Source organism: Streptomyces sp. NPDC127038, assembly GCF_042725875.1.
Taxonomy (GTDB): Bacteria; Actinomycetota; Actinomycetes; order Streptomycetales; family Streptomycetaceae; genus Streptomyces.
The window spans coordinates 1-19,388 of the sequence record NZ_JBHXDQ010000064.1 but is presented as its reverse complement, the minus strand read 5'-3'; the positions used below and the strand labels follow the sequence as shown (position 1 = coordinate 19,388).

Here is a 19,388-nt window from a genome sequence, read left to right as displayed (position 1 = left end):
CGAAAACCTCGAATCGGGCATGTCCCCCCCCATATAGCGGACCTTCTCCGTAAGGGTTCTCTCCAACTTGGTATGTCTCGAACCGTGTTGGCGGTACCGGACACCGTGTAGGAGAGGCGATAACCGTTCTCCGGCGCTGGGGTCCTCATACGTGTAGCCGGCGCGCCATACGCCATAGCGCTGGCGGAGGTCACGGCCATGCCGCGGTTCGGAACGAAGAGCCGTGCCAGACCCGTGCCAGATCGCGCGGGGAATCACGGGGAACACTGGGGAGCCAAGCCAGCCTCAACCCAGGCGCCGATGCCGCTCGGCAGCAGGTCAGCCTCGGAGCAAGCCCCAGACCACCTCAGCTTCCCGAGCTCAGAGCCCGAGCTCTTCGGCCTAGGACTCACGCAAGGGGCTCTCGCAGCTTGTGGATCTCCGGGCGCACCTTGTCCACAAGGTCATCCCTCAGCAGGGCGTTGAACGCCCGTCGAGCGGTCAGCGCTTCCTCGTCTATCGCCATGCCGCTACGCAGTTGACGCACGTAGGTCTGCCGCACCAGGTGCTCCGCGGGCAGGTAGGAGCCCTTCAACCACCGATACAACTCATCCGAAGCCAACAGCAGCAACCGTCGATACGCTTCGTCGCGGGCTCGAACGCGCCGGTTCAGCTCCTCCTGTTTGTCTGTCCAGCCTGTCTCCTGGATATACGTGAGCCAGTCCATCCACAGGCTCGTCGCCAGCATGAAGCTCTCGATGCCGGCCAGACGCCGCTCCTGAGCCTTCTCCAGCAGGCTGGCCCGGAGCCGTAGCCGCTCCACAGACCTCGTAGCGAACGCGGTCAAGAGGCCCCCGACGACTGCTGCACCAGCCGCGATCACAGCCGACATGGTTGCGCTCTCCATGTTGCCCTCCCCTATGAGCACCCAGAGACGCCAGTTGGTCCTCTTGAGACCGTCTCAGCTCCCGTCTCATTCAGTTGCTTTGAGATGGGCACCCCTGGCCAAGTAGCTCAGTACACAGCTGACATACCGCAGACCGCGAGTGTCTAAATGGGCACGTCCGCTCTCGTAAGGCGGATGTCGGCGGTTCGAAACCGTCCGCGCCCACCAGGAAGAAGACCCCCAGCCGATCATGGCTGGGGGCCTTTGACGTCTAGGCCCGACATCAGTGCGGTCGCTGCTCGTGCCGCAGGTCAGGCCATACCCGCATGCTTGATCTTGCGATACGGTGCGGATTCTCGTAGCGACCTTCGGGTGGGGCAGTGGGGTATCTGAGTAGCCGTGTCTCCCGTTGCGTGACGCTGGCCCTCCTGAGTCCGGCCTTTCTCTGCCTTGTCGGCTGCAACGTGGATCCGACCGATCCCGAGAACGTCGCCCCGATCACCCTCGTGAACAACACACCCAGTGCCGTGCGTGTCCTCTGGTGTTCCGGCGACGGAGACAACGCGTGCTCGGAGCAAGTCGGCCTCGGACCGATCGCAGCGGACGGCACACGCCACGTACGGATTTCGTCCTACGAGGTACTCCTGCGGATCACATCCCCGTCGGGCCCGGAGGGATACGTCTGCGGCGACAACGCACCAGGCAGTCGGATAGCACTGAGCCCGTCGTACTCCTCGGTGAAATCCGCATACGACCACTGCGCCTACGGATCGCTCCCAGCACGACGGGTTGGGCGCCAGACGCGGGCTCGCCGGGGCGTCGTTCTGCCCCGTAGCCGCCGGCTCGAAGGGCCGGGCGCCGCGCGCTAGTGACGAGTGGCCAAGGTGTGGAATTCGAGTGCTCCGATGCCCAGGACGACGAGCTGCACCGTTCCAGGGACGCGCCATCGCAAGGCCAGAAGGCCACCGCCCGTGACTACGGCGCCGCAGGTCAGGTACCACATGATCCGTTGTGCGAGCAGCTGTGCTTCCGGCGCGATACCGCCGCCGTCGGTCGATCCCGTGAGTCCGCACCAGTACCAGAGCCCGACGATGTACACCAGGTCGATGGCGAGCAGCAGTATGCCGATCATGACCTGCGCGCCGATGTACGGCGTACTCCTGCGTCGCATGCCCACCCCGGTCGCCAGGCCGCCGATCAATCGCAGCCCAGCATGCTGGCCGGGTCCGTGCCCCGCATGAGTACACGTACTCGGAAACGAACGGTCGCCTCAAGGAGCTGAGGTCCCAAGTCCGGCAGTGTGCGCGGGAGTTGGCTGTCGGCTCGTAGGCCGACACGGATGCAACGGCTTCACCGGCTGAATCGTTCGGCGAAGGCCTGCTGTTCCGCGTTGCGGATGTACAGACGCTTCCAGCGGTCGTGGTCGAATCCGGGCTCGGCCCGCCATGGCTCGACCATGGACACCAGCCAGTTCCAGTGCAGCAGGATTCCCTTGCTGAGCCGCTCGGCGTTTGCGGATCGCTCGGCTGTCGTGCCGAAGGGAGGGAGCGACAGCGCGCGGATGTAAGAACTCAGGAGCGGGACGACCTCGGACAGCATGGCGGACATGCCTGCTGCGGCCCGGTGTTCGTCGGACCCCGGCCGCTGAGTGTCCAGCACCTGACGGAGTCTCGGCCCGAGGAAACACTCGATGGCCTCCACGTCCGAGCCGGAAAGCTCGTCGGACCATCGCAGCGTCCGGTCCATGAAATCCCCAACTCGCCCATGGAGAACCCGCGTACCTCGGCCTGGCAGGCGGACTGTCGAGTCACTAAGTTGGCGGCGCCGATCACCGTTGTCCAGTCCTGGAGCAGTCATGTCTTCGTTGGATGAGTTGCAGGCCCTGCTGGGGGCTCCTGTCCGCCGGGAATCGAGCCCGGCCGACTGGGACGAAGTCGAGCAGCACTTAGGTTCCGCCCTGCCCGGCGACTTCAAAGCGTTCCTCGATGCCTACGGCGGCGGGGTCCTGTCCGGCGAGCTGGTGGTCTTCCACCCCGCGGGAGCGAGCCCGCTCCTCACGCGGATGCGCGCGACGCACCAGACCTTCACCGAGCGCCGGGACAGGGCCCTGAGCCAGGGCGAGTTGGGGCACCTTCCGTACCCCTTCCACCCCGCACCCGGCGGGCTCATCTCCTGGGGGTACGACTACAGCGGCGACGAGCACTTCTTCCTGCCGTGCGACACGGACCCGGACCGATGGAAGATCGTCACGATGGTCCACGAAGAGGGCTGCGAGACCTTCGACGGTCCGTTCTCGAGCTTCGCCCTCATGTTCGTACGGCGGCTGCTCGACGTGGACCGTCACCACGGCGTCGAACCGGGAGAACTCGAGTTTCTGGAACCTGAGGACCTGGAGGAACTGGTCGCCAGCGGTGAGATTGGGCCCGTGCAGCCGACCTTCGAGCCGTTCTGACGTGACGCCGTGAGTGGAGGGCCGGACAGCAGTGGTCGGCGCGTGAACCCACGTCCCGGGGAAGCCCGGTGCTGTGCGGGCCGGGTGTGAGCATGATCGTGCTTCGCGGTCCTGGAACCTTCCCGGGCGTATCGGCGTGCAGACATGAGGGGGAGAGCGTCCGGGGCGGTGTGCCCCATCGGGACCGGCCTGCACGGCCGCCAAGGGGATACGGGTAGACGGACCACATGGATTCGATCCACGACGACGTAGCGGAGTTCGCGTTACTGCTGACGCGTCTGAAGGAGCGCACCGACCGCAGCTACGCGGCGCTGGCCCGCCGACTGGACCTGCACGCCTCCACCCTGCACCGGTACTGCTCCGGAGAAACGGTCCCGCAGGACTTCGCCGGGATCGAGCGGTTCGCCGTGCTCTGCGGCGCCTCTTCCGAGGAGCGCATGGAGCTGCACCGCCGGTGGATCATGGCCGTCGCCGCGCGGCAACGGCCACGTCCGTCCGACGCCCGGCGGGTACTGACGCCCCGCGACACCAGGGATACGGAGGCTCCGGCCGCGAACCGCAGCGGCCCGGCGTCCGAGGTACCCGAGCCATCCGAGGTGCCCGAGCCATCCGAGGCGGCCCCGTCGGCCGACCCGCGCCCCGACCTACGCCCCGAGCCTGCCTCGCCGAACGACCCGCGGCCCCGCCCCGGGCGCCGCCGACGGCCCTCCGTGCGATCGACAGTGCTGGCGGTCTCGCTCGCCATCGCGCTCGCCGGCCTCACCACGTCCGCCGCCGGACCCTTCTCCGCCGGTGGTGAGCCGTCGGCCGATGCCCGGATCACGCCGGCGCCCTCCACCCCGGCCCCGCACGACGGCGGTACCCCCCGGAAGAACCGGGCGGACGGCTCCACGGCCTCACCGTCGGCCTCCGCCGGCGTCACACCGGAGGAATCCGCCCCGGCCACGCCCGGCGGTGGCGACCCCCGGAACGGCCGGGCGGGCGCGGGCACGGCCCCGCCGGCGGCCCCGCTCACCTGGACGACCAACTCCCACACCCGCGGACTCTTCGGCTGCGGCGAGTCCTACGTCGTCGCCAAGCCGCCGGAGCAGGTTCCGCCGCCCCCGAACCCGGAGGACATCGCGGCGTGGGCCGCCTCCCAGCGCGGGGTGCACGCCGGCACCACCGATGTACGGATCACGGTGCAGGGACGCGGCTCAGCGGCCGTCGTCCTGGAGGCCCTTCACGTACGTGTGGTCACCCACGCCACCCCCGCCGCAGGGCGGGGCAACCTCTACTCCCTGAGCGACGGCTGCGGCGCCGCCATCGTCCCCCGCTACTTCTCCGTGGACCTCGACGCGTACCAGCCCCTGGCCCGCTCGCGGCCCGGCGACAACGGGGAGGCCCCGCCGACCCCCGCTCTCGACTTCCCCTACCGGGTGTCCCTGCAGGACCCGGAGGTGCTGGTGGTCGACGCACGCACCGAGTCCTGCACCTGCGACTGGTACCTCGACCTCGACTGGTCCTCACAGGGCCGCACCGGCACGGTCCGCATCGACGACCACGGCAGCCCCTTCCGTACCACCAGCGCCAACGGGGTGCCGGGCTACCGGTACGACCGCATCTACCACCACCCCGGCCGCTGGGTCCTGTTCCCCGCCGCCGACACGGCGGGGAGCGGCGACTGACTCAGCGAGCGTTCGCGGTGCGGATGTCGGCGATGCCGTCGACCGCGTCCGCCTCCACGACGAGGTTGGTCGTCGTCGTCGGCGATTCCCCGCCGCCGAAGCGGTGGGTGACTGTGATCTCACGGCTCACGCCGTCCCCGGTCACCGTCCAGTCCACCGGGACGTTCTGGGCACGCAGGACACCGTCGATCTTGTTCGTCCTCTCCCAGGCCGCCAGCTTCTTGGCGAAGGCGGGTGTCAGATAGTGGGTGCGCAGTGCCTTGGACAGGGTGCTGTCCGGGCCTCGGGGAGCGTCCTTCGCGTCGACGTAGGAGCCGTAGAAGTCGGCGACCTGGGTCACCGAGTCGCCGACCCTGCCGCTGACCGACCGCGCCGCGACGGCCGTGTTCGAGGGGGCGACGCCCGTGCTGCGGATGCCGGTGATGCCGTCGACCGGGTCGAGCTTCACGACGAGGCTCGTCGTGGTCGTCGGCGACTCCCCGGCGCCGCCGAAGGTCAGGGCGACGACGACTTCGAGGCCGTTTCCGCCCTCGCTCACCGTCCACCGTGTCGGGACGTTCTGGGCACGCAGGACACCGTCCGCCTTGTTCGCCTTCTCCCAGGCCGCCAGCTTCTTGGCGAAGGCGGGTGTCAGGTAGTGCGTGCGCAGTGCCTTGGCCAGGGCGGTGTCCGGGCCTCGGGGAGCGTCCTTCGCGTCGACGTACGCGCCGTAGAAGTCGGCGACCTGGGTCACCACGTCACCGTTGAAGCCGTTGACCGACCGCAGCGCGGCGGACGCCTTCGCGGACGCCCCGACGGGTGCGGGGGAGGCGGCCCGGGCCGCCGCCTGTGTCGACACACCGAGCCCGACGGCCAAGGCGAGACCGGCTGCGACGGCCGCACGGCGGCTCGGACGACGACGTGCGTTGCTGTTCCTGCTCATGTCGTGATTCCTTCTCGGTCGGTGATCAGTAGAGGTCGCTCCGCCGGCCCGCGCCGGCCCGCGGCGGCCCGCGGCGGCTCTCCCGCCGAGTGCCGAGCTCCGAGCGCCGGACGCCCGATGCCGGATGCCGAGCGCCGGACGCCGAGCGCCGGACGCCGAGTGCCGAGCACCGGTCGCCGTACGCCGTACGACAGACACCCGGGCACACCGATGCCCGGTACACGGGCACAAGGCGGGAGTCGTCACCAGGCTGCTGTCGGGACCCTCGATCCGCCCCGGCCGGTGCGACACCCACAGCTTCGAAGACCCCGAGGAGCCCCGGCAAGAACCCCGGCCGGACCCGCGACGGCGCAACCGTCCCACCCACCCTGAGCTGCGCAGACGGGCACTGCCTGAGACGCCGTCCTGAGATGCGGTTCGATCACCGATCACCGATCACCGGCGTGACGGCCGGCGGGCGCACGCCGAACCCCGGTCCCCGCATAGGTTGGCGCTCCCAGCCGACGCACCGTTACGAGGGTCACGCCATGCGCAGCAGTACCAGGATCCGGCTCATAGAGCCCGCCGACGCCGTTCCGATCGCCGCGCACCGGGCGCGGGACCGTGAGGCGTTCCGGCCGTGGGAACCGGAGCAGCCGGACGGCTTCTTCACTCCGGAGGGCCAAGTGGAGCGGATCGAGCGGCTGTTGGCCGGGCACCGGGCCGGTTCGGTCTGGCCGGGGGTGGTGCTCGCCGGTGACCGGGTCGTCGGGCAGGTCACGGTCGGGGGCGTCCTGCCGCAACCGCATCTGCGCCGCGGCTCCGTCGGGTACTGGATCGCGGGCACCGCCCAGAACCAAGGGCACGCCGGGCGTGCCGTCGGCCTCGTCCTCGATGTGATGGCGGACGAACTCGGACTTCATCGAGTCGAGGCGTCAACGCAGTTGGAGAACCTGCCCTCGCAACGGGTCCTGCGTCGCAACGGGTTCAGCCCGTACGGCGTCGCGCACTCCTCGATCCTCCTCGACGGGAGCTGGCGGGACGCGCTGCTGTGGGAGCGGATCCTCGGCGACCGGCCACACCGGCAGGACTCATGACGGCACGTCACGCGTGTGCTTGAGCCGCATCCGGGCCTCGACCTTCTCCGGCGGGGCGACCTCCGACCAGAAGCGGTGGCCGGAGACGAACACGGCCAGTTCGAGCTCGCGCCGGCGGAGCTTCTCGACCTCGGCCTGTTCGTCGTCGTTCCAGCCGGGGGAGGCGGGGCGCTCCACCTTGCGCCAGCCGCCGGTGTCGCTGAAGCCGTCCAGGGGCTCCACCGACCAGGGGAGTCGTTTCAGCAGGGCGAGCAGCTCGGCCCGGACCTGGTGCAGCTCCTCCTGACCGGCGAGGAGGTCACTTGGAAAGTCATAGGTCGCAGCCACACGGCAATGGTACGCCTGTTCGATTTTGTGGTGCGAGCTTCTCCGGGGACTTCACGCGAACGGGTGTTCCGTATGTGTGTTCGTTTTGGAGGGGGGTAGGGCCTAGATTCGGCAGGCTGGGCTGTGCAGTTTCAACTGGACAGTTTGGGCTGGGGGATTTAGCGTGGCGGTATGGATCGGAGCGGTGGCCGGACGGACGGCGTGAGCGCCCAGGACTCCGCGGCGCGGGCCGCGCAGGACCTGAGGGTCGCCTTCAGCCTGCTCAGGCGACGGATCCGCGAGGTGTCCGAGACGCGGGACGAGGCACAGGACGCGGCCCAGAACGAGGCTCGGGGCGGGAAGCCTGGCGAGACGCGGGGCGAGGCGCGGGCCAGGACCCAGGACCTCACGCCCTCCCAGATCTCCGCACTCACCCTGGTGAGCAAGAGCGGCGCCGCCACGGCCAGCGCGCTGGCGGCGGCCGAAGGGGTGCGCCCGCAGTCGATGGCCGCCACGCTCGCCGCCCTCGACCAGTACGGACTCATCCAGCGCAACCCCGACCCGGGTGACGGCCGGCGTCAGCTGGTGACGCTCACCGACGCCGGGCGCGAACGCGTCGAAGGCACCCGGCAGGCCCGCTCCGAATGGCTCACCCGGGCCTTCGAGGAGCGCTGCACGGAGGAGGAGCGGCAGACCGTCATCAAGGCCATGGCGCTGCTGGAACGGCTCACCCGGTCGTGATACCCGCACTCCGGGGCTGGTTCCAGCACCGGCTCACCCCCGCACGCCACCGGCCGCCCGACCGCTTCGACCGCCGGCTGATCGCCCCGATGGTCCTCGGGTCCGTACTGAACCCCGTCAACTCCTCCATGATCGCCGTGGCGCTGGTGCCCATCGGCAGGGCCCTCGGGGCCTCCCCGGCGGAGACCGCCTGGCTGGTCTCGGGGCTCTACCTCGCCACCTCCGTGGGCCAGCCCGTCATCGGACGGCTCGTCGACCTGTTCGGCCCCCGCCGCCTCTACCTCGCCGGTACGGCCCTGGTGGGCGTCGCCGGACTGCTCGGCGCCCTGTCCCCGAGCCTCGGCGCGCTCGTCGCCGCCCGGGTACTCCTCGGATTCGGCACCTCGGCCGCGTACCCCGCCGCGATGCACCTCACCCGGAGCGAGGCCGAACGCACCGGGCAGAGCAGCCCGGCAGGCGTGCTGACCGCGCTCGCCGTCTCCGCCCAGACCGTCGCCGTCGTCGGCCCCACCCTGGGCGGCCTGCTCATCGGACTGGGCGGCTGGCGCACCATCTTCCTCGTCAACGTGCCGCTGTCCCTGGCCTGTCTGGTCCTCGGCGCCCTGCGGCTGCCCAAGGCCCCGAAACGGACGGCCAAGGCCACCGCGCGCGGTGTCGACCTCATCGGCATGGTGCTGTTCACCGCCCTGCTCGTCTCACTGATGCTGTTCCTGATGAGGCCGCGGGCCGCCGACTGGTACCTGCCGGTGCTCGCGCTCCTCGCCGGGGCCGCCTTCGCGCGGCGCGAACTCCGGACCCCGGCGCCGTTCATCGACCTGCGGGTGCTCGGCGGCAACGCACCGATGCTCGCCACCTTCCTGCGCCAGTTCCTCAGCTACACCACCGCGTACGCCTTCCTCTACGGATTCACGCAGTGGATGGAGGAGGGGCGCGGCCTGCGTGCCGCCGCCGCCGGACTGGTCCTGCTCCCGCTGTCCCTGAGCGGACTCGTCGTCTCCGGGATCACCGGGCGGCGCGAGGCCGTACGGGCCAAGCTCGTGGTCGGCAGCCTCGTCCAGATCGCCGGCTGCACGGCACTGCTGACCCTGAACGCGACCAGCGCGATCTGGCTGCTGGCCGCGGTCGGAGCCCTCATGGGCGTCCCGCAGGGACTCAATGGCCTGGCCAATCAGAACGCCCTGTACCGGCAGGCCGACCCCGCCCGGATGGGCTCCGCGGCCGGACTGCTGCGCACCTTCACCTACCTGGGGGCCATGGCCGCCTCTGCCGCCGACGCCGCCTTCTTCACCCACGGCGCCGACACCGGCGGCCTGCACCATCTGGCCCTCTTCATGCTCGCCGGGGCGGTACTGCTCCTGGCGGCGACCCTCATCGACCGATCGCTCCGCGATTCCACCCCCCGAAAGGCCTGACCATGGCAGTCACCACCCTCGACCCCCGTACCGCGCTCGTCGTCATCGACCTCCAGCACGGCATCGTCGGCAACCCGGGCCTCGCCCCGCACGCCGCCGCCGACGTCGTCAAGCGCTCCGCCCGGCTCGCCGACGCCTTCCGCGGCCACGGCCTCCCGGTCGTCCTCGTTCGGGTCACCGCCGCCGCCGACGGCGCCGACGCGGTCCCCGGCCGCATCGACGGCCCGAGCCGCGCCCGCTCCTTCCCGGAGGGCTGGGACGTCATCGTCGACGACATGGCCGGGCACCCCGGGGACATCACCGTCACCAAGCGCAACTGGGGCGCCTTCCACGGCACCGACCTCGACCTCCAGCTGCGCCGCCGCGGGATCACCCAGATCGTGCTGACCGGCATCGCCACCAGCATCGGTGTGGAGTCCTCGGCGCGCGCCGCCCACGAGCACGGCTACCACGTCACCCTCGCCACCGACGCCATGACCGACCTCGACCCCGAGACGCACCGCAACAGCGTCGAGCGGATCTTCCCCCGTCTCGGGGAGACCGGCACCACCGAGGAGATCGTCGAGCTGCTCGACAGGACCCGGGTCTGACCGGCCAACTCCGGAGGCCCGCGGGTACCTTGGGGCCGTGACCCTGGATGATCTCCGCGTGTTCGTCGCCGTCTGCCGGGCCGGGAGCCTGAGCGCCGTCGCCCGGGAACTGGGCCGCACGCAGTCGGCGGTGAGCCAGCACGTCCGCAGACTGGAACGCGAGGTCGGGCTCGGGCTCGTCGAGCGGCAGGCCCGGGGCGTGGTGCCCACCCGGGCCGGACGGGTCCTCGAACGGGCCGCCGCGGACGGCATCGCCGGGATCGACCTCGCGCTGCGCCGGCTCGACGAGATGGTGCGCGGGGACGGCGGTACGGTACGGATCGCCACCGGCGGGACGACCGTGCGGCACTTCATGGCCGGGGCCGTGGTCGAGTTCCGGGGCCGGTACCCCGAGGTGAGCCTGGAGTTCCAGACCGAGAACTCCAGCCGCGGCTGCTTCGACGCGCTCGCCGACCACGGACTCGACCTGGCCTGGGTCACCCTCGGGCCTCCCGTGCGCGGGGTCGAACAGCGGGCCGTCACCGAACTCCCCTGGGTGCTCGCCGTGCACGCCGACGACGAACTCGCCGCACGGGAAAGGATCGAGGCGGAGGAACTGGCCGGGCTGCGGATCGTGGGACTGCCCGAGCGGTCCACGTCCCGCGCCCATCTCGACTCCGCCTACCGGGAGTTGGGGATACCGGCGCACGCCTCCGACACCAGCGTCGCCGACTGGGACACCGCGATCCTGCTCGCCGAGCTCGGCCTCGGCCACGCCGTCGTCCCCGCCCTGCCCGGCCTGCTCGGACCGGGTCACCCCGGCCTCCGCTTCCTCCCCGTGCCGGCCCTGCCGCCCCTCGCGGTCGGCTGGGCCGTACGCCGCTGGGACACCCTGTCGCCCGCGGCCCACGCCTTCGCCGACACGGTGGCCCGGCACTGCTCGCACACCGGGACGGGGACGGAGGCGGGGATGGGGGACCGGCACCGGCACGTCGACGGGGAGCGGACGCCCGCACCGGCTCCGTAACTCCCGTAGGACACGGGCCGGGTGCAGGACGGGCGCCGGTCGTCAGCCGTCCGTACCGGCCAACGGCGCCAGATGCCGGACCAGTTCGCCCGCCACCGGTGCCGGGACACCCGTCCGCTCCGCCGCCCGCAACAACGCCCCGCCGATCGCGTCGAGTTCGAGAGCGCGGCCCGCCTCGGCGTCCCGCTGCATGGAGGACTTGGCGGTCGCGGGGAAGGCGTCGTAGCGGGCGAGGGCGGCGGCCGGGTCGACGGGAGCGCCGCACGCGCGGCCCACCGCGGCCGTCTCCTCGACCAGTGCGGTCAACTCCGCGCGGTGCAGCGTGCGTACGTCACCCACCGGCACCCCGTACCGCGTGGTCAGCAGCGCGAACGGCGCCAGGAACGACATCTTCGCCCAGAGCGCCGCCGACTCGCCGGCCTCGACCCGGGCGCGCACACCGGCCCACTCCAGGGCCCCGGCGAGCCTCTCGACCCGCGCCCGGGGTGCCGTGTCGGCGGTCAGGTCGACCTCGGCGAACGGGCTGCCGTGCTCGATCACCCCCGGGGCGATCCGCGTCGACTCCACCCGGATCACCGCGGGCGCCACGCGTTCGGAGCCGTAGCGCTCGCGCAGCCGTGCCGGGTGCTCGACCCCGTTCAGCAGCGGGACGACCAGGCCCTCCTCGCCCAGGACCTTCGCCGGAAGGCGCTCCAGCGCGGCGTCCAGCGCCGTCGCCTTGACCGCGATCAGGCTCACGTCGGCCGGCTCGCGCAGCTCGGTGTCCGCCTCCACCCGCGCCGTGAAGTCGCCGAAGTGGCCGCTGCGCACCTTGATGCCGTCCGCGGCCAGTCTCCGCGCGGTGCCGTCCCCGGAGAGACAGACGACCCGGTGCCCGGCGCGGGACAGCAGCGCCGCGAGCAGTCCCCCGACGCCTCCCGGACCCAGCACCGCCACCGTCAGCCCGTCGTTCGCCATAGCCCCTCGCTCCTCTCCACGGGACCCCGGAAAGGGCCCCGGAGATGGTCACAACTCACGGCGACCCGAGTCAATCCTCGGAGAACCTTGCCGAACTCCAAGCATTCGCTGGGGTATTGCGGTGAACGCGGGCACGACGACGACCGACCGGCCCCGCGCCCCGCCGAACGGGACTGCGCGCCCCGCCGAACGGGACTACGGAACCCGCACCGAAGCCCCGGGCACCGGCAGCCTCAGCCGGTCCGAGACACCCGCCGCCGCGAACGCCTTCGCGAGGGCCGGGCCGTCCTCGGTGAAGTGGCCCCAGTGCTCGAAGTGCAGCGGGACCACCCGGACCGCGCCGAGGATCTGCGCCGCCCGCGCCGCGTCCTCGCTGGTCAGGGTGAGCGGAGCGTCCGGCACCAGCGGGGTGCGCGCCGCCCCAGCGAACAGGACGGCCACGTCGAAGGGGCCCTCCCGGTCGGCGATCTCCCGTACGACGTCCAGGGACGCGTTGTCACCGCTCACGTACACCTTGGGCAGCCCCTCCCCGGACAGCACGAACCCGGTCACCTCGCCCACAAGCGGCAGCGAACCGTGGGGCCCGTGCTGCGCCGGAACGGCCGTCACGCGCAGCACCCCGCCGTCCGGACGCGCCAGCTCCACGGACTCCCAGGGACCGAGGGGCCGTACGGGGGCGCCGAGCCGCTCGTACGCCGACGGGGTCGACAGGGCCGCCGGGGCGGCCGCGAGGACCCCGCGCCCGGACACGTCCAGATTGTCGGGGTGCTGGTCGTGCGAGAGCAGTACGGCGTCGACGGCGCCCAGCCGCCCGGCGGGGAACGCGGGGCCGAAGGTCTTCACCAGCTTGCGTGCGCCGACGGGGTATTCACCGGGAGCGTCGAAGGTCGGATCGGTCAGCAGCCGCAGGCCGCCGATCGCGATGACGGCGGTGGGGCCGCCGACGTAGGTGATCTCCACTGAGCTCATGCTCTGCTCAATCCGTGCCACCGGGGGCGGTATTCCCGGCCGGGGCGGGCCGGCTTTCCCGAGCGGTGACCACGACGGCGCCGGACGCGCGAGACTGGACCCATGTGCCGCAGCATCAAGACGCTCCGTCCGCCCGCGATCCCCGAGGAAGCGACCGAGGAGGAGATCCGCGCAGCCGCCCTGCAGTACGTCCGCAAGGTCTCCGGGTTCCGCGCCCCGGCCGCCCACAACCGTGAGGTCTTCGACCGCGCCGTTGCGGCGGTCGCGGCGGCCACGGCCGAACTGCTGGAGGACCTGGAGGTACGCGGGGCCACGCCCCAACGCGCCGGATAGCCCACCACCGCACGGCCGCGGGCGGGACCCGGTGCCGACGGCCGGCTTCGGGCGGTCAGCCCGGAAGACGACCGCCGTCCACTTCCGTGCGCTCAGCCCGGCAGGCGACCGCCGTCCACATTCGGGCGCTCAGCCCGGCAGGCGCCGCTGTCCCAGGTCGCGGGCCGCCGGCATGGCTCAGGCGCCGGTTTCCTGCTCCCGGGTCGCGGGGCGGCGTACGAGGTAGGCCGCGCCCGCGCCCGCGATGAACAGCGCCCCGACCGAGACGCCCGTCGCGAGCCAGGTGGCGCCCAGCCACTGGCCGCCGAAATAGCCGAGGGCCACGCTGTACACGGCCCACGCCAGGCCGGCCAGGACCGACCAGGGCAGGAACTCGCGGACCCGGCGGTGCGCGGCGCCCGCGCCGAGCGAGACGACCGAGCGGCCGGCCGGTGCGAAACGGGCGACGACCACCAGCACACCGCGGGCACCGCCGCCGCGCGCCAGGACCTCGCCGAGACGTTCCTGCGCCCGGGTCAGGCGGCGGGAACGGGCGATGGCGCGATCCAGCCGGTCGCCACCGCGCCAGGCGAGGCGGTACGCCACCAGGTCGCCGAGGACCGAGGCCGTGGCCGCGCAGAGGGTGAGCGCCAGGATGTCGGGCACCGAGTGCGGTACGGCGCCGGTCGCCGTGGCGGAGCCCGCAGCGGCCGTCGCCGCCGTGATGACCAGGACACCACTGGGCAGGACAGGCAGGAACACATCAAGAACGACGGACACGGCGATCACCGCGTAGATCCACGGGCTGCCTGTCAGCGACCCCACACTCTCCAGCACCGAAACTCTCCCCCGACCACCCCGTGAGCCCGGCCCCGCCGCCCCTCGAAAGGGAGTGGCGTGGCGGCCTGTGACAGCCATACAGCGTACGCCGAGGATGGGGCAGAAGATCCTTGACGCAGGTGTCGGTCACATCACGTTCACCGGTCCGCACGCTCCGGCACGCCGCCGGGGGTGGGCAACCGCACGGAATGGATCTATTCCGGGGTGATCCGCGACTCCGCCACCGTCGTCAGCCGGGCACCGCCCGTCGTGTGGCCGGCATCGGTACCGGCGCCGGCCTCGGAGCCCCGTGGCCGCCGCGCCTGTTCGAGGCGCAGGGAGGCCGAACGGCCGTGCAGGGTGAGGGTCATCAGCTGATTGCCGAACCAAGGGCCGCCGGTTTTGCGCCAGTCGACCGGTGCGGGACGGCAACGGCCGTGCCGGGCCAGGAGGTTGCCGAGCAGCCGGGCCGGGCGGCTCCAGCCGAAGCGGAAGCCGAGGCGCACCGGGCGGGGGATGGAGTTGTGGACGGGGGAGCAGGTCAGCTGGAGGACCCGGGCGGAGGGTTGCCGGGCGGGGTCGGCCCAGACCGGATCGGCGGTGTAGGCGTGATGCACGTCTCCCGACAGCACGCACACCGTCGCCGGCGCGTGCTCGCCGGAGCCGGCCTCGGCGATCAGGTCCGCCAGTTCCGCGAACGACTCCGGGAACGCGGCCCAGTGTTCCAGGTCGGCCGCGCGCCGCAGCCGCTCGCCGAACCGCGCCCAGCGCCCGGCCCGCCCGCCCCGCTCGCCCCGGCACAGTGCGGCGTCCCACGTCTCGGCCTGATGGATCAGCGGGGGCAGCAGCCAGGGCAGCGAGGTGCCGATCAGCAGGTGGTCGCGGGTGTCCGGCGCATCGAGGGCCTGCTCGCGCAGCCAGGCCGCCTCCCCGGGGTCGAGCATCCTGCGGTGCTCCTCGTCCAGGACGCGGGCCGCGCGGGTGTCGAGCATCAGGACGCGGGTCCGGCCGAAGTCGCGGCGGTAGCTCCAGCGGACCGAGGCCGGGTCGGCGTCGGCCTGGGCGGTGAAGGCGCGCAGCACGTCGGTGCCGTCGGGGGTCTCGCGTACGGCAGCGTAGAGCAGGTCGGCGGAGAGCTCGGCGGGGGAGAGGTTGCCGAGGTGCTGGTGGACCCAGTACGACATCAGACCGCTCAGCACCCGCTCGCGCCACCACGGGGTGGCCCGGATCTCCGTGAGCCAGGCCGCGCTGGTGTTCCAGTCGTCCACGATGTCGTGGTCGTCGAAGATCATGCAGCTCGGCACGGTCGACAGCAGCCAGCGGATCTCCGGGTCGAGCCAGGATTCGTAGTAGAGGCGGGTGTACTCCTCGTAGTCGGCGACCTGGCGGCCCGGGGGGTCCGCGAGGCCCCTGCGGGCCGCGATCCAGGCGCGGGTCGCCTGTGAGACCTCGTCCGCGTACACCTGGTCGCCCAACAGCAGCAGCACGTCAGGGCGTTCGCCGTCCGGGGCCGCGGCCGTCCGGGCGGCGAGGGTGTCCAGGGCGTCGGGTCCGACCGGGTCCTTCCGGTCCGCGGGCGGTGACGCCCAGCGGCAGGAGCCGAAGGTGACGCGGACGGCGGAGTCGTCGGTCCCCGGGGTGCGGACCACCGAGGGCGGGAAGGGCGATCCGGGCAGCGGCCACACGGCCGTGCCGTCGAGCCGGATCTCGTACGGGGTGACCGTGCCGGGCGTCAGTCCGCTCACCGGCACCAGTGCGTAGTGGTGGCCCGCGATCTGGAAGGTGCGGGCCGTGCCCCGGGCGCCGTCCGCGCAGCGCACCTCGGCGGTGCAGGGGCGGCTCGCCTCGACCCAGAAGGTTGCCGCCGAGCCGTCCACGTACCTCAGCAGTGGTCCCAGGCGCAGCTCGGCCATGGTGATCCCCCTCCTCCGTCGCCCCGTACGGTACGGAACGACGGAGGCCCCTGGGGAGGTTCCGGAGACCGCGGGAACTCCGTGGGGGGAGCGGTGTCCGGAACCCGGGCGGCCGGTGGGCCGCCGGTCCGTGCCAGGGGTGCGGGTCAGCAGCCGCTCAGGACCGAGGTCAGCTTGGACTTCTCGGCGGAGTCGACCTTGAGGTTGTAGTAGTACTTCACCTGCACCCAGGCGCGGGCGTAGGTGCAGGCGTACGAGGCGAGCGGGGGCATCCACTCGGCCGGGTCCTTGTCGCCCTTGGACTGGTTGACGTTGTCCGTGACGGCCAGGAGCTGCGGACGCGTCACGTCGTTGGCGAAGGCCTGGCGCTGGGCCGTGGTCCAGGCGCTGGCGCCGGAGTCCCAGGCCTCGGCGAGCGGTACGAGGTGGTCGATGTCGACGTCGGAGGCGGCGGTCCAGGTGGCGCCGTCGTAGACGGAGTACCAGCTGCCGCTGGTGGCCACGCACGCGGAGTCGGTGGTCACGTTGGAGCCGTCACGCTTGAGGATGTACTCGCGGGTGTTGCAGGTCCCGCTGATGGTGATCCAGGTCGGGAACAGGTCGCGGGCGTAGCCGGTGCGGTTCTCGGTCGCGACGGTGAGGGACGCGAGATAGGTGCGGGCGGTGGCCGCGCTGACCGGGGTGGGGAGGGCGGCGGAGGCGGTCGGGCCGTTGAAAACGCCGGCCATGGCTATCAGACCCGTGACGGCCGCGAGTATGCTCAGCCGTCGACGCGCGTAGACCTTGGGCATGCGAACTCCCTTGTGGTGTGGGGGTGTTGGAGTGCGGGCGAACGAATGCTCGCGGCGTCGTGTAGCCGTGAGGTAAGTGCGCGGTTAGAAAATAGTGACGCGTTCATGACATGACAAGGTTCATGACGAAACTTTCCCGGTTCGGTGGGTGGCCCGGCGGGGGCTCGGTCGGTGGCCCGGCGGGCTCGCGGGCCGGTGGGACCTTCGGCCCTGGGGGCCGCCTGGCGGGTCGCGTACTATGGACGGCGCAGAAGGGGAGTAGCTCTTCGCCGGACCGTCGACATACTGCTCAGCTCGTCTGAGCCGGCGCCCGGAGGCAGACCTCGGTCACGAGGCCGGCCAGCGAGACCTTCGGCAAGCAGTGCACGTGCCCTGCCGGGCTTCCGGTGTGGGTGCTTCTGCCCGTACCTCCAGGTGCGGGTGTCGCCGTGTGCTGCCGTGCCGAGGTGTCGCGCAGTCACAGCACGCGCAGTCGCAACACTCTCGGTGGGGCAGCCCGACCGATTGAGGGATTTTGATCAGCTTCAGCGTGATGGCGCTCGTCTTCGGTGTCGTCTTCCTTGCCGAGCTGCCGGACAAGACCGCGCTCGCCGGCCTCGTCCTCGGCACGCGCTACCGCGCCTCGTACGTCTTCGTCGGCGTCGCCGCCGCCTTCGCCCTCCATGTGGTGCTCGCCGTCGCGGCGGGCAGCGTGCTGACCCTGCTGCCGCAGCAGATCGTGCACGCCGTCACCGGTGTGCTGTTCATCGGTGGTGCGGCGGTGCTGCTGATGAAGAAGGACGAGGACGAGGAGGAGATCCGCAAGCCGGAGAACCAGACCTTCTGGAAGGTCTCCGGGGCCGGGTTCATGCTCATCCTCGTCGCCGAGTTCGGTGACCTCACGCAGATCATGACGGCGAACCTCGCCGCGCGCTACGACGATCCGCTGTCGGTGGGTCTCGGTGCGGTGCTGGGTCTTTGGGCCGTGGCGGGGCTCGGGATCGTGGGCGGCAAGGCGCTGATGAAGCGGGTGCCGCTGTCGCTGATCACCAAGGTGGCGGCCGTGCTGATGACGGGGCTGGGGGTCTGGAGCCTGTACGAGGCTGTGGCGGGCTGAGTCGGGGGTGTGTCCTGGCCCTCGTCGGGGTCGGCGCCGCGGCTTCGGCTTCGGCTTCGGCTTCGGCTTCGGTCCGGTGGGTGGGTCGGGGCCGTGCCGGTGCATCAGGCCGTCGCCGTTGGGTGAGGTGTGACCGTCGGTGGCGACGGCCATCGATGTACCGGCACGGCCCCGACGGCGCGCGGCCGACTGCGGGAGGGCCGTGGCTTGGGTGCGTGCCAGATTCAGCCCCGGCCGGCGAAAGCTTCAGCCGTTCCCGGTCGCATTTCACCCGGGCGGGAAAGGTTCAGCCTCGACCGGTCACCTTTCAGCCCCGGCCGGGGGAAGTTTCAGCCCCTCCGGCGTTTGAGGAGCGGGGGGCTGGGGCGGCGCCCCCGGTACGGGTTGGGTAGGGGCGGAGGGGGCGAAAGAAGGCTGTTGCAGGGCCGGGGTGCCGAGGGGTCGGGGTCTGATCGTGTTCCGGTCTCTCGGGTCCGGTGGCGCTGGGGGCGAATGTTTTGTATGTTGTAGGAACAAAGTGGTTCCCGTCCGCACCTCCCTGACCGGCGGGCGGGGGCCTCCTTGTTTTCCCGGGGTGTATGCGTCCCCCAGTCTGCGTTTTGGAGCATGCCGATGACCACGGCCACCACCGTTCTGACCGCCCGCGCCCTCCTGCTCGACATGGACGGGACCCTCGTCAACTCGGACGTCGTCGTCGAGCGCTGCTGGCGCGGCTGGGCCGACCGGCACGGGCTGGACGGGGACGAGGTCATGAAGGTCGTCCACGGCAGGCAGGGCTACGCGTCGATGGCCCTGCTGCTGCCGGACCGTCCCATGGAGCAGAACCACGCGGACAACGCGCGGATGCTCGCCGAGGAGACCGCCGACATGGACGGCGTCGTCGCGATCCCGGGGGCGCCCGAGTTTCTCGCCTCTCTCGCCACGGTGCCGCACGCGCTGGTCACCTCGGCGGACGTGGCGCTGTCCAGCGGGCGGATGGCCGCCGCGGGGCTGGGGCTTCCCGATGTGCGGATCACCGCCGAGTCCGTCGGTGCGAGCAAGCCCGATCCCGAGGGGTTTCTGAAGGGGGCGGCCGAGCTGGGGGTCGCGCCCGAGGACTGTGTCGTGTTCGAGGACTCCGGGGCGGGGATCGCTGCGGGGCGCGCCGCGGGGATGCGGGTCGTCGGGGTGGGCCCCCGTGCGGGGTTCCACGGGCCGGACGTGGTCGTCCGTGATCTGACCGAGGTCCGGGTCGAGGTCGCCGTCGACGGGGCCGTTCGTCTTCACATCGGTTGACGCCGGGGCCGGATCCACCGGGGCCGAATATCCACCGGGGGTGGGTGGCGGGTAGCGCCGGGCGAGGTTTTTTCGCCCCCTCCGCCCCTACCCGACCCGTACCCGGGGGCTCCGCCCCCGGACCCCCGCTCCTCAAACGCCGGAGGGGCTGAAACTCACGCACGCCACGACGCACCCGCAGTCGGGATCCGGGCCGTCGGGGCCGTGCCGGTACATCGA

The 19,388-nt window shown here is 71.5% G+C and carries 20 protein-coding genes; 10 read left to right on the top strand and 10 right to left on the bottom strand.

All coding sequences use genetic code 11. From position 1 onward, the window contains the following. Positions 1 to 388: 388 nt before the first annotated feature. The 3 genes from ACFWI4_RS32640 to ACFWI4_RS32630 all read right to left on the bottom strand — a co-directional run bounded on the left by ACFWI4_RS32640 (position 389) and on the right by ACFWI4_RS32630 (position 2,524). Positions 389 to 886: a hypothetical protein gene (locus ACFWI4_RS32640; RefSeq protein WP_387203706.1), complete on the bottom strand. Its 498-nt coding sequence runs from the start codon at positions 884 to 886 to the stop codon at positions 389 to 391. Between the two features lie 844 nt (positions 887 to 1,730). Beyond that, positions 1,731 to 2,036 carry a hypothetical protein gene (locus ACFWI4_RS32635; RefSeq protein ID WP_387203703.1) on the bottom strand — a complete coding sequence of 102 codons (306 nt, stop codon included), beginning with the start codon at positions 2,034 to 2,036 and terminating at the stop codon, positions 1,731 to 1,733. A 179-nt stretch (positions 2,037 to 2,215) separates the two neighbouring features. Next, positions 2,216 to 2,524, bottom strand: a complete 309-nt coding sequence (locus ACFWI4_RS32630) for a hypothetical protein (RefSeq protein ID WP_387203700.1) — start codon at positions 2,522 to 2,524, stop codon at positions 2,216 to 2,218. 196 nt (positions 2,525 to 2,720) lie between these two features. Between ACFWI4_RS32630 and ACFWI4_RS32625 the strand changes: the two genes are divergently transcribed. Together ACFWI4_RS32625 and ACFWI4_RS32620 are read left to right on the top strand one after the other, a co-directional pair. Next, positions 2,721 to 3,317 carry an SMI1/KNR4 family protein gene (locus tag ACFWI4_RS32625; RefSeq protein ID WP_387203698.1) on the top strand — a complete coding sequence of 199 codons (597 nt, stop codon included), beginning with the start codon at positions 2,721 to 2,723 and terminating at the stop codon, positions 3,315 to 3,317. Positions 3,318 to 3,544: 227 nt separating this feature from the next. Further along, a complete protein-coding gene (locus ACFWI4_RS32620; RefSeq protein ID WP_387203695.1) occupies positions 3,545 to 4,984 on the top strand; it encodes a helix-turn-helix domain-containing protein in 1,440 nt (479 codons plus the stop codon). A 1-nt stretch (position 4,985) separates the two neighbouring features. Here ACFWI4_RS32620 and ACFWI4_RS32615 read toward each other — a convergent pair whose 3' ends face one another. After that, complete coding sequence (locus ACFWI4_RS32615) at positions 4,986 to 5,906, bottom strand: hypothetical protein (protein ID WP_387203692.1); 921 nt, start codon at positions 5,904 to 5,906, stop codon at positions 4,986 to 4,988. A gap of 527 nt (positions 5,907 to 6,433) precedes the next feature. Here ACFWI4_RS32615 and ACFWI4_RS32610 point away from each other — a divergent pair. After that, positions 6,434 to 6,982 carry a GNAT family N-acetyltransferase gene (locus tag ACFWI4_RS32610; protein ID WP_387203689.1) on the top strand — a complete coding sequence of 183 codons (549 nt, stop codon included), beginning with the start codon at positions 6,434 to 6,436 and terminating at the stop codon, positions 6,980 to 6,982. On the opposite strand, the gene ACFWI4_RS32605 is transcribed toward ACFWI4_RS32610, so the two are convergent. Next, positions 6,977 to 7,309, bottom strand: a complete 333-nt coding sequence (locus tag ACFWI4_RS32605; protein WP_385396826.1) for a hypothetical protein — start codon at positions 7,307 to 7,309, stop codon at positions 6,977 to 6,979. The two genes, ACFWI4_RS32610 and ACFWI4_RS32605, sit on opposite strands and share 6 nt — an antisense overlap. 171 nt (positions 7,310 to 7,480) lie before the next feature. Here ACFWI4_RS32605 and ACFWI4_RS32600 point away from each other — a divergent pair, with 171 nt between their 5' ends. The 4 genes from ACFWI4_RS32600 to ACFWI4_RS32585 are packed head-to-tail and all read left to right on the top strand — an operon-like array spanning position 7,481 to position 11,037. After that, positions 7,481 to 8,029, top strand: a complete 549-nt coding sequence (locus ACFWI4_RS32600; RefSeq protein WP_387203686.1) for a MarR family winged helix-turn-helix transcriptional regulator — start codon at positions 7,481 to 7,483, stop codon at positions 8,027 to 8,029. Continuing rightward, positions 8,026 to 9,441 (top strand): MFS transporter, encoded by a 1,416-nt coding sequence (locus ACFWI4_RS32595; protein WP_387203683.1) that lies wholly within the window; start codon positions 8,026 to 8,028, stop codon positions 9,439 to 9,441. The genes ACFWI4_RS32600 and ACFWI4_RS32595 overlap by 4 nt, the downstream gene beginning before the upstream one ends. A 2-nt stretch (positions 9,442 to 9,443) precedes the next feature. Further along, positions 9,444 to 10,031: a hydrolase gene (locus ACFWI4_RS32590; RefSeq protein WP_387203680.1), complete on the top strand. Its 588-nt coding sequence runs from the start codon at positions 9,444 to 9,446 to the stop codon at positions 10,029 to 10,031. Positions 10,032 to 10,068: 37 nt separating this feature from the next. After that, on the top strand, positions 10,069 to 11,037 hold the full coding sequence (locus tag ACFWI4_RS32585; RefSeq protein WP_387203677.1) for a LysR family transcriptional regulator: 969 nt from the start codon (positions 10,069 to 10,071) through the stop codon (positions 11,035 to 11,037). 42 nt (positions 11,038 to 11,079) lie between these two features. Here ACFWI4_RS32585 and ACFWI4_RS32580 read toward each other — a convergent pair whose 3' ends face one another. After that, positions 11,080 to 11,994: a ketopantoate reductase family protein gene (locus tag ACFWI4_RS32580; protein WP_387203674.1), complete on the bottom strand. Its 915-nt coding sequence runs from the start codon at positions 11,992 to 11,994 to the stop codon at positions 11,080 to 11,082. Between the two features lie 195 nt (positions 11,995 to 12,189). Continuing rightward, positions 12,190 to 12,963: an MBL fold metallo-hydrolase gene (locus ACFWI4_RS32575; protein ID WP_387203671.1), complete on the bottom strand. Its 774-nt coding sequence runs from the start codon at positions 12,961 to 12,963 to the stop codon at positions 12,190 to 12,192. Positions 12,964 to 13,065: 102 nt separating this feature from the next. Here ACFWI4_RS32575 and ACFWI4_RS32570 point away from each other — a divergent pair, with 102 nt between their 5' ends. Continuing rightward, entirely contained in the window at positions 13,066 to 13,296 is a 231-nt protein-coding gene (locus tag ACFWI4_RS32570; RefSeq protein ID WP_385396812.1) for a DUF2277 domain-containing protein, read from the top strand. 177 nt (positions 13,297 to 13,473) lie between these two features. Here the strand turns inward: ACFWI4_RS32570 and ACFWI4_RS32565 are convergent, their stop codons facing one another. From ACFWI4_RS32565 to ACFWI4_RS32555, 3 genes are all read right to left on the bottom strand, one after another. Beyond that, a complete protein-coding gene (locus ACFWI4_RS32565; RefSeq protein WP_385396810.1) occupies positions 13,474 to 14,112 on the bottom strand; it encodes a DedA family protein in 639 nt (212 codons plus the stop codon). Positions 14,113 to 14,309: 197 nt separating this feature from the next. After that, positions 14,310 to 16,007 (bottom strand): alkaline phosphatase D family protein, encoded by a 1,698-nt coding sequence (locus ACFWI4_RS32560; RefSeq protein ID WP_387203668.1) that lies wholly within the window; start codon positions 16,005 to 16,007, stop codon positions 14,310 to 14,312. A 146-nt stretch (positions 16,008 to 16,153) separates the two neighbouring features. Beyond that, entirely contained in the window at positions 16,154 to 16,798 is a 645-nt protein-coding gene (locus tag ACFWI4_RS32555; protein ID WP_385396806.1) for an HNH endonuclease family protein, read from the bottom strand. Between the two features lie 514 nt (positions 16,799 to 17,312). On the opposite strand from ACFWI4_RS32555, the gene ACFWI4_RS32550 reads away from it, so the two are divergent. Next, on the top strand, positions 17,313 to 17,894 hold the full coding sequence (locus ACFWI4_RS32550; RefSeq protein WP_385396804.1) for a TMEM165/GDT1 family protein: 582 nt from the start codon (positions 17,313 to 17,315) through the stop codon (positions 17,892 to 17,894). A 606-nt stretch (positions 17,895 to 18,500) separates the two neighbouring features. Further along, positions 18,501 to 19,169, top strand: coding sequence for an HAD-IA family hydrolase (locus ACFWI4_RS32545; RefSeq protein WP_387203664.1), 669 nt, complete (start codon positions 18,501 to 18,503; stop codon positions 19,167 to 19,169). Positions 19,170 to 19,388 lie beyond the last annotated feature (219 nt).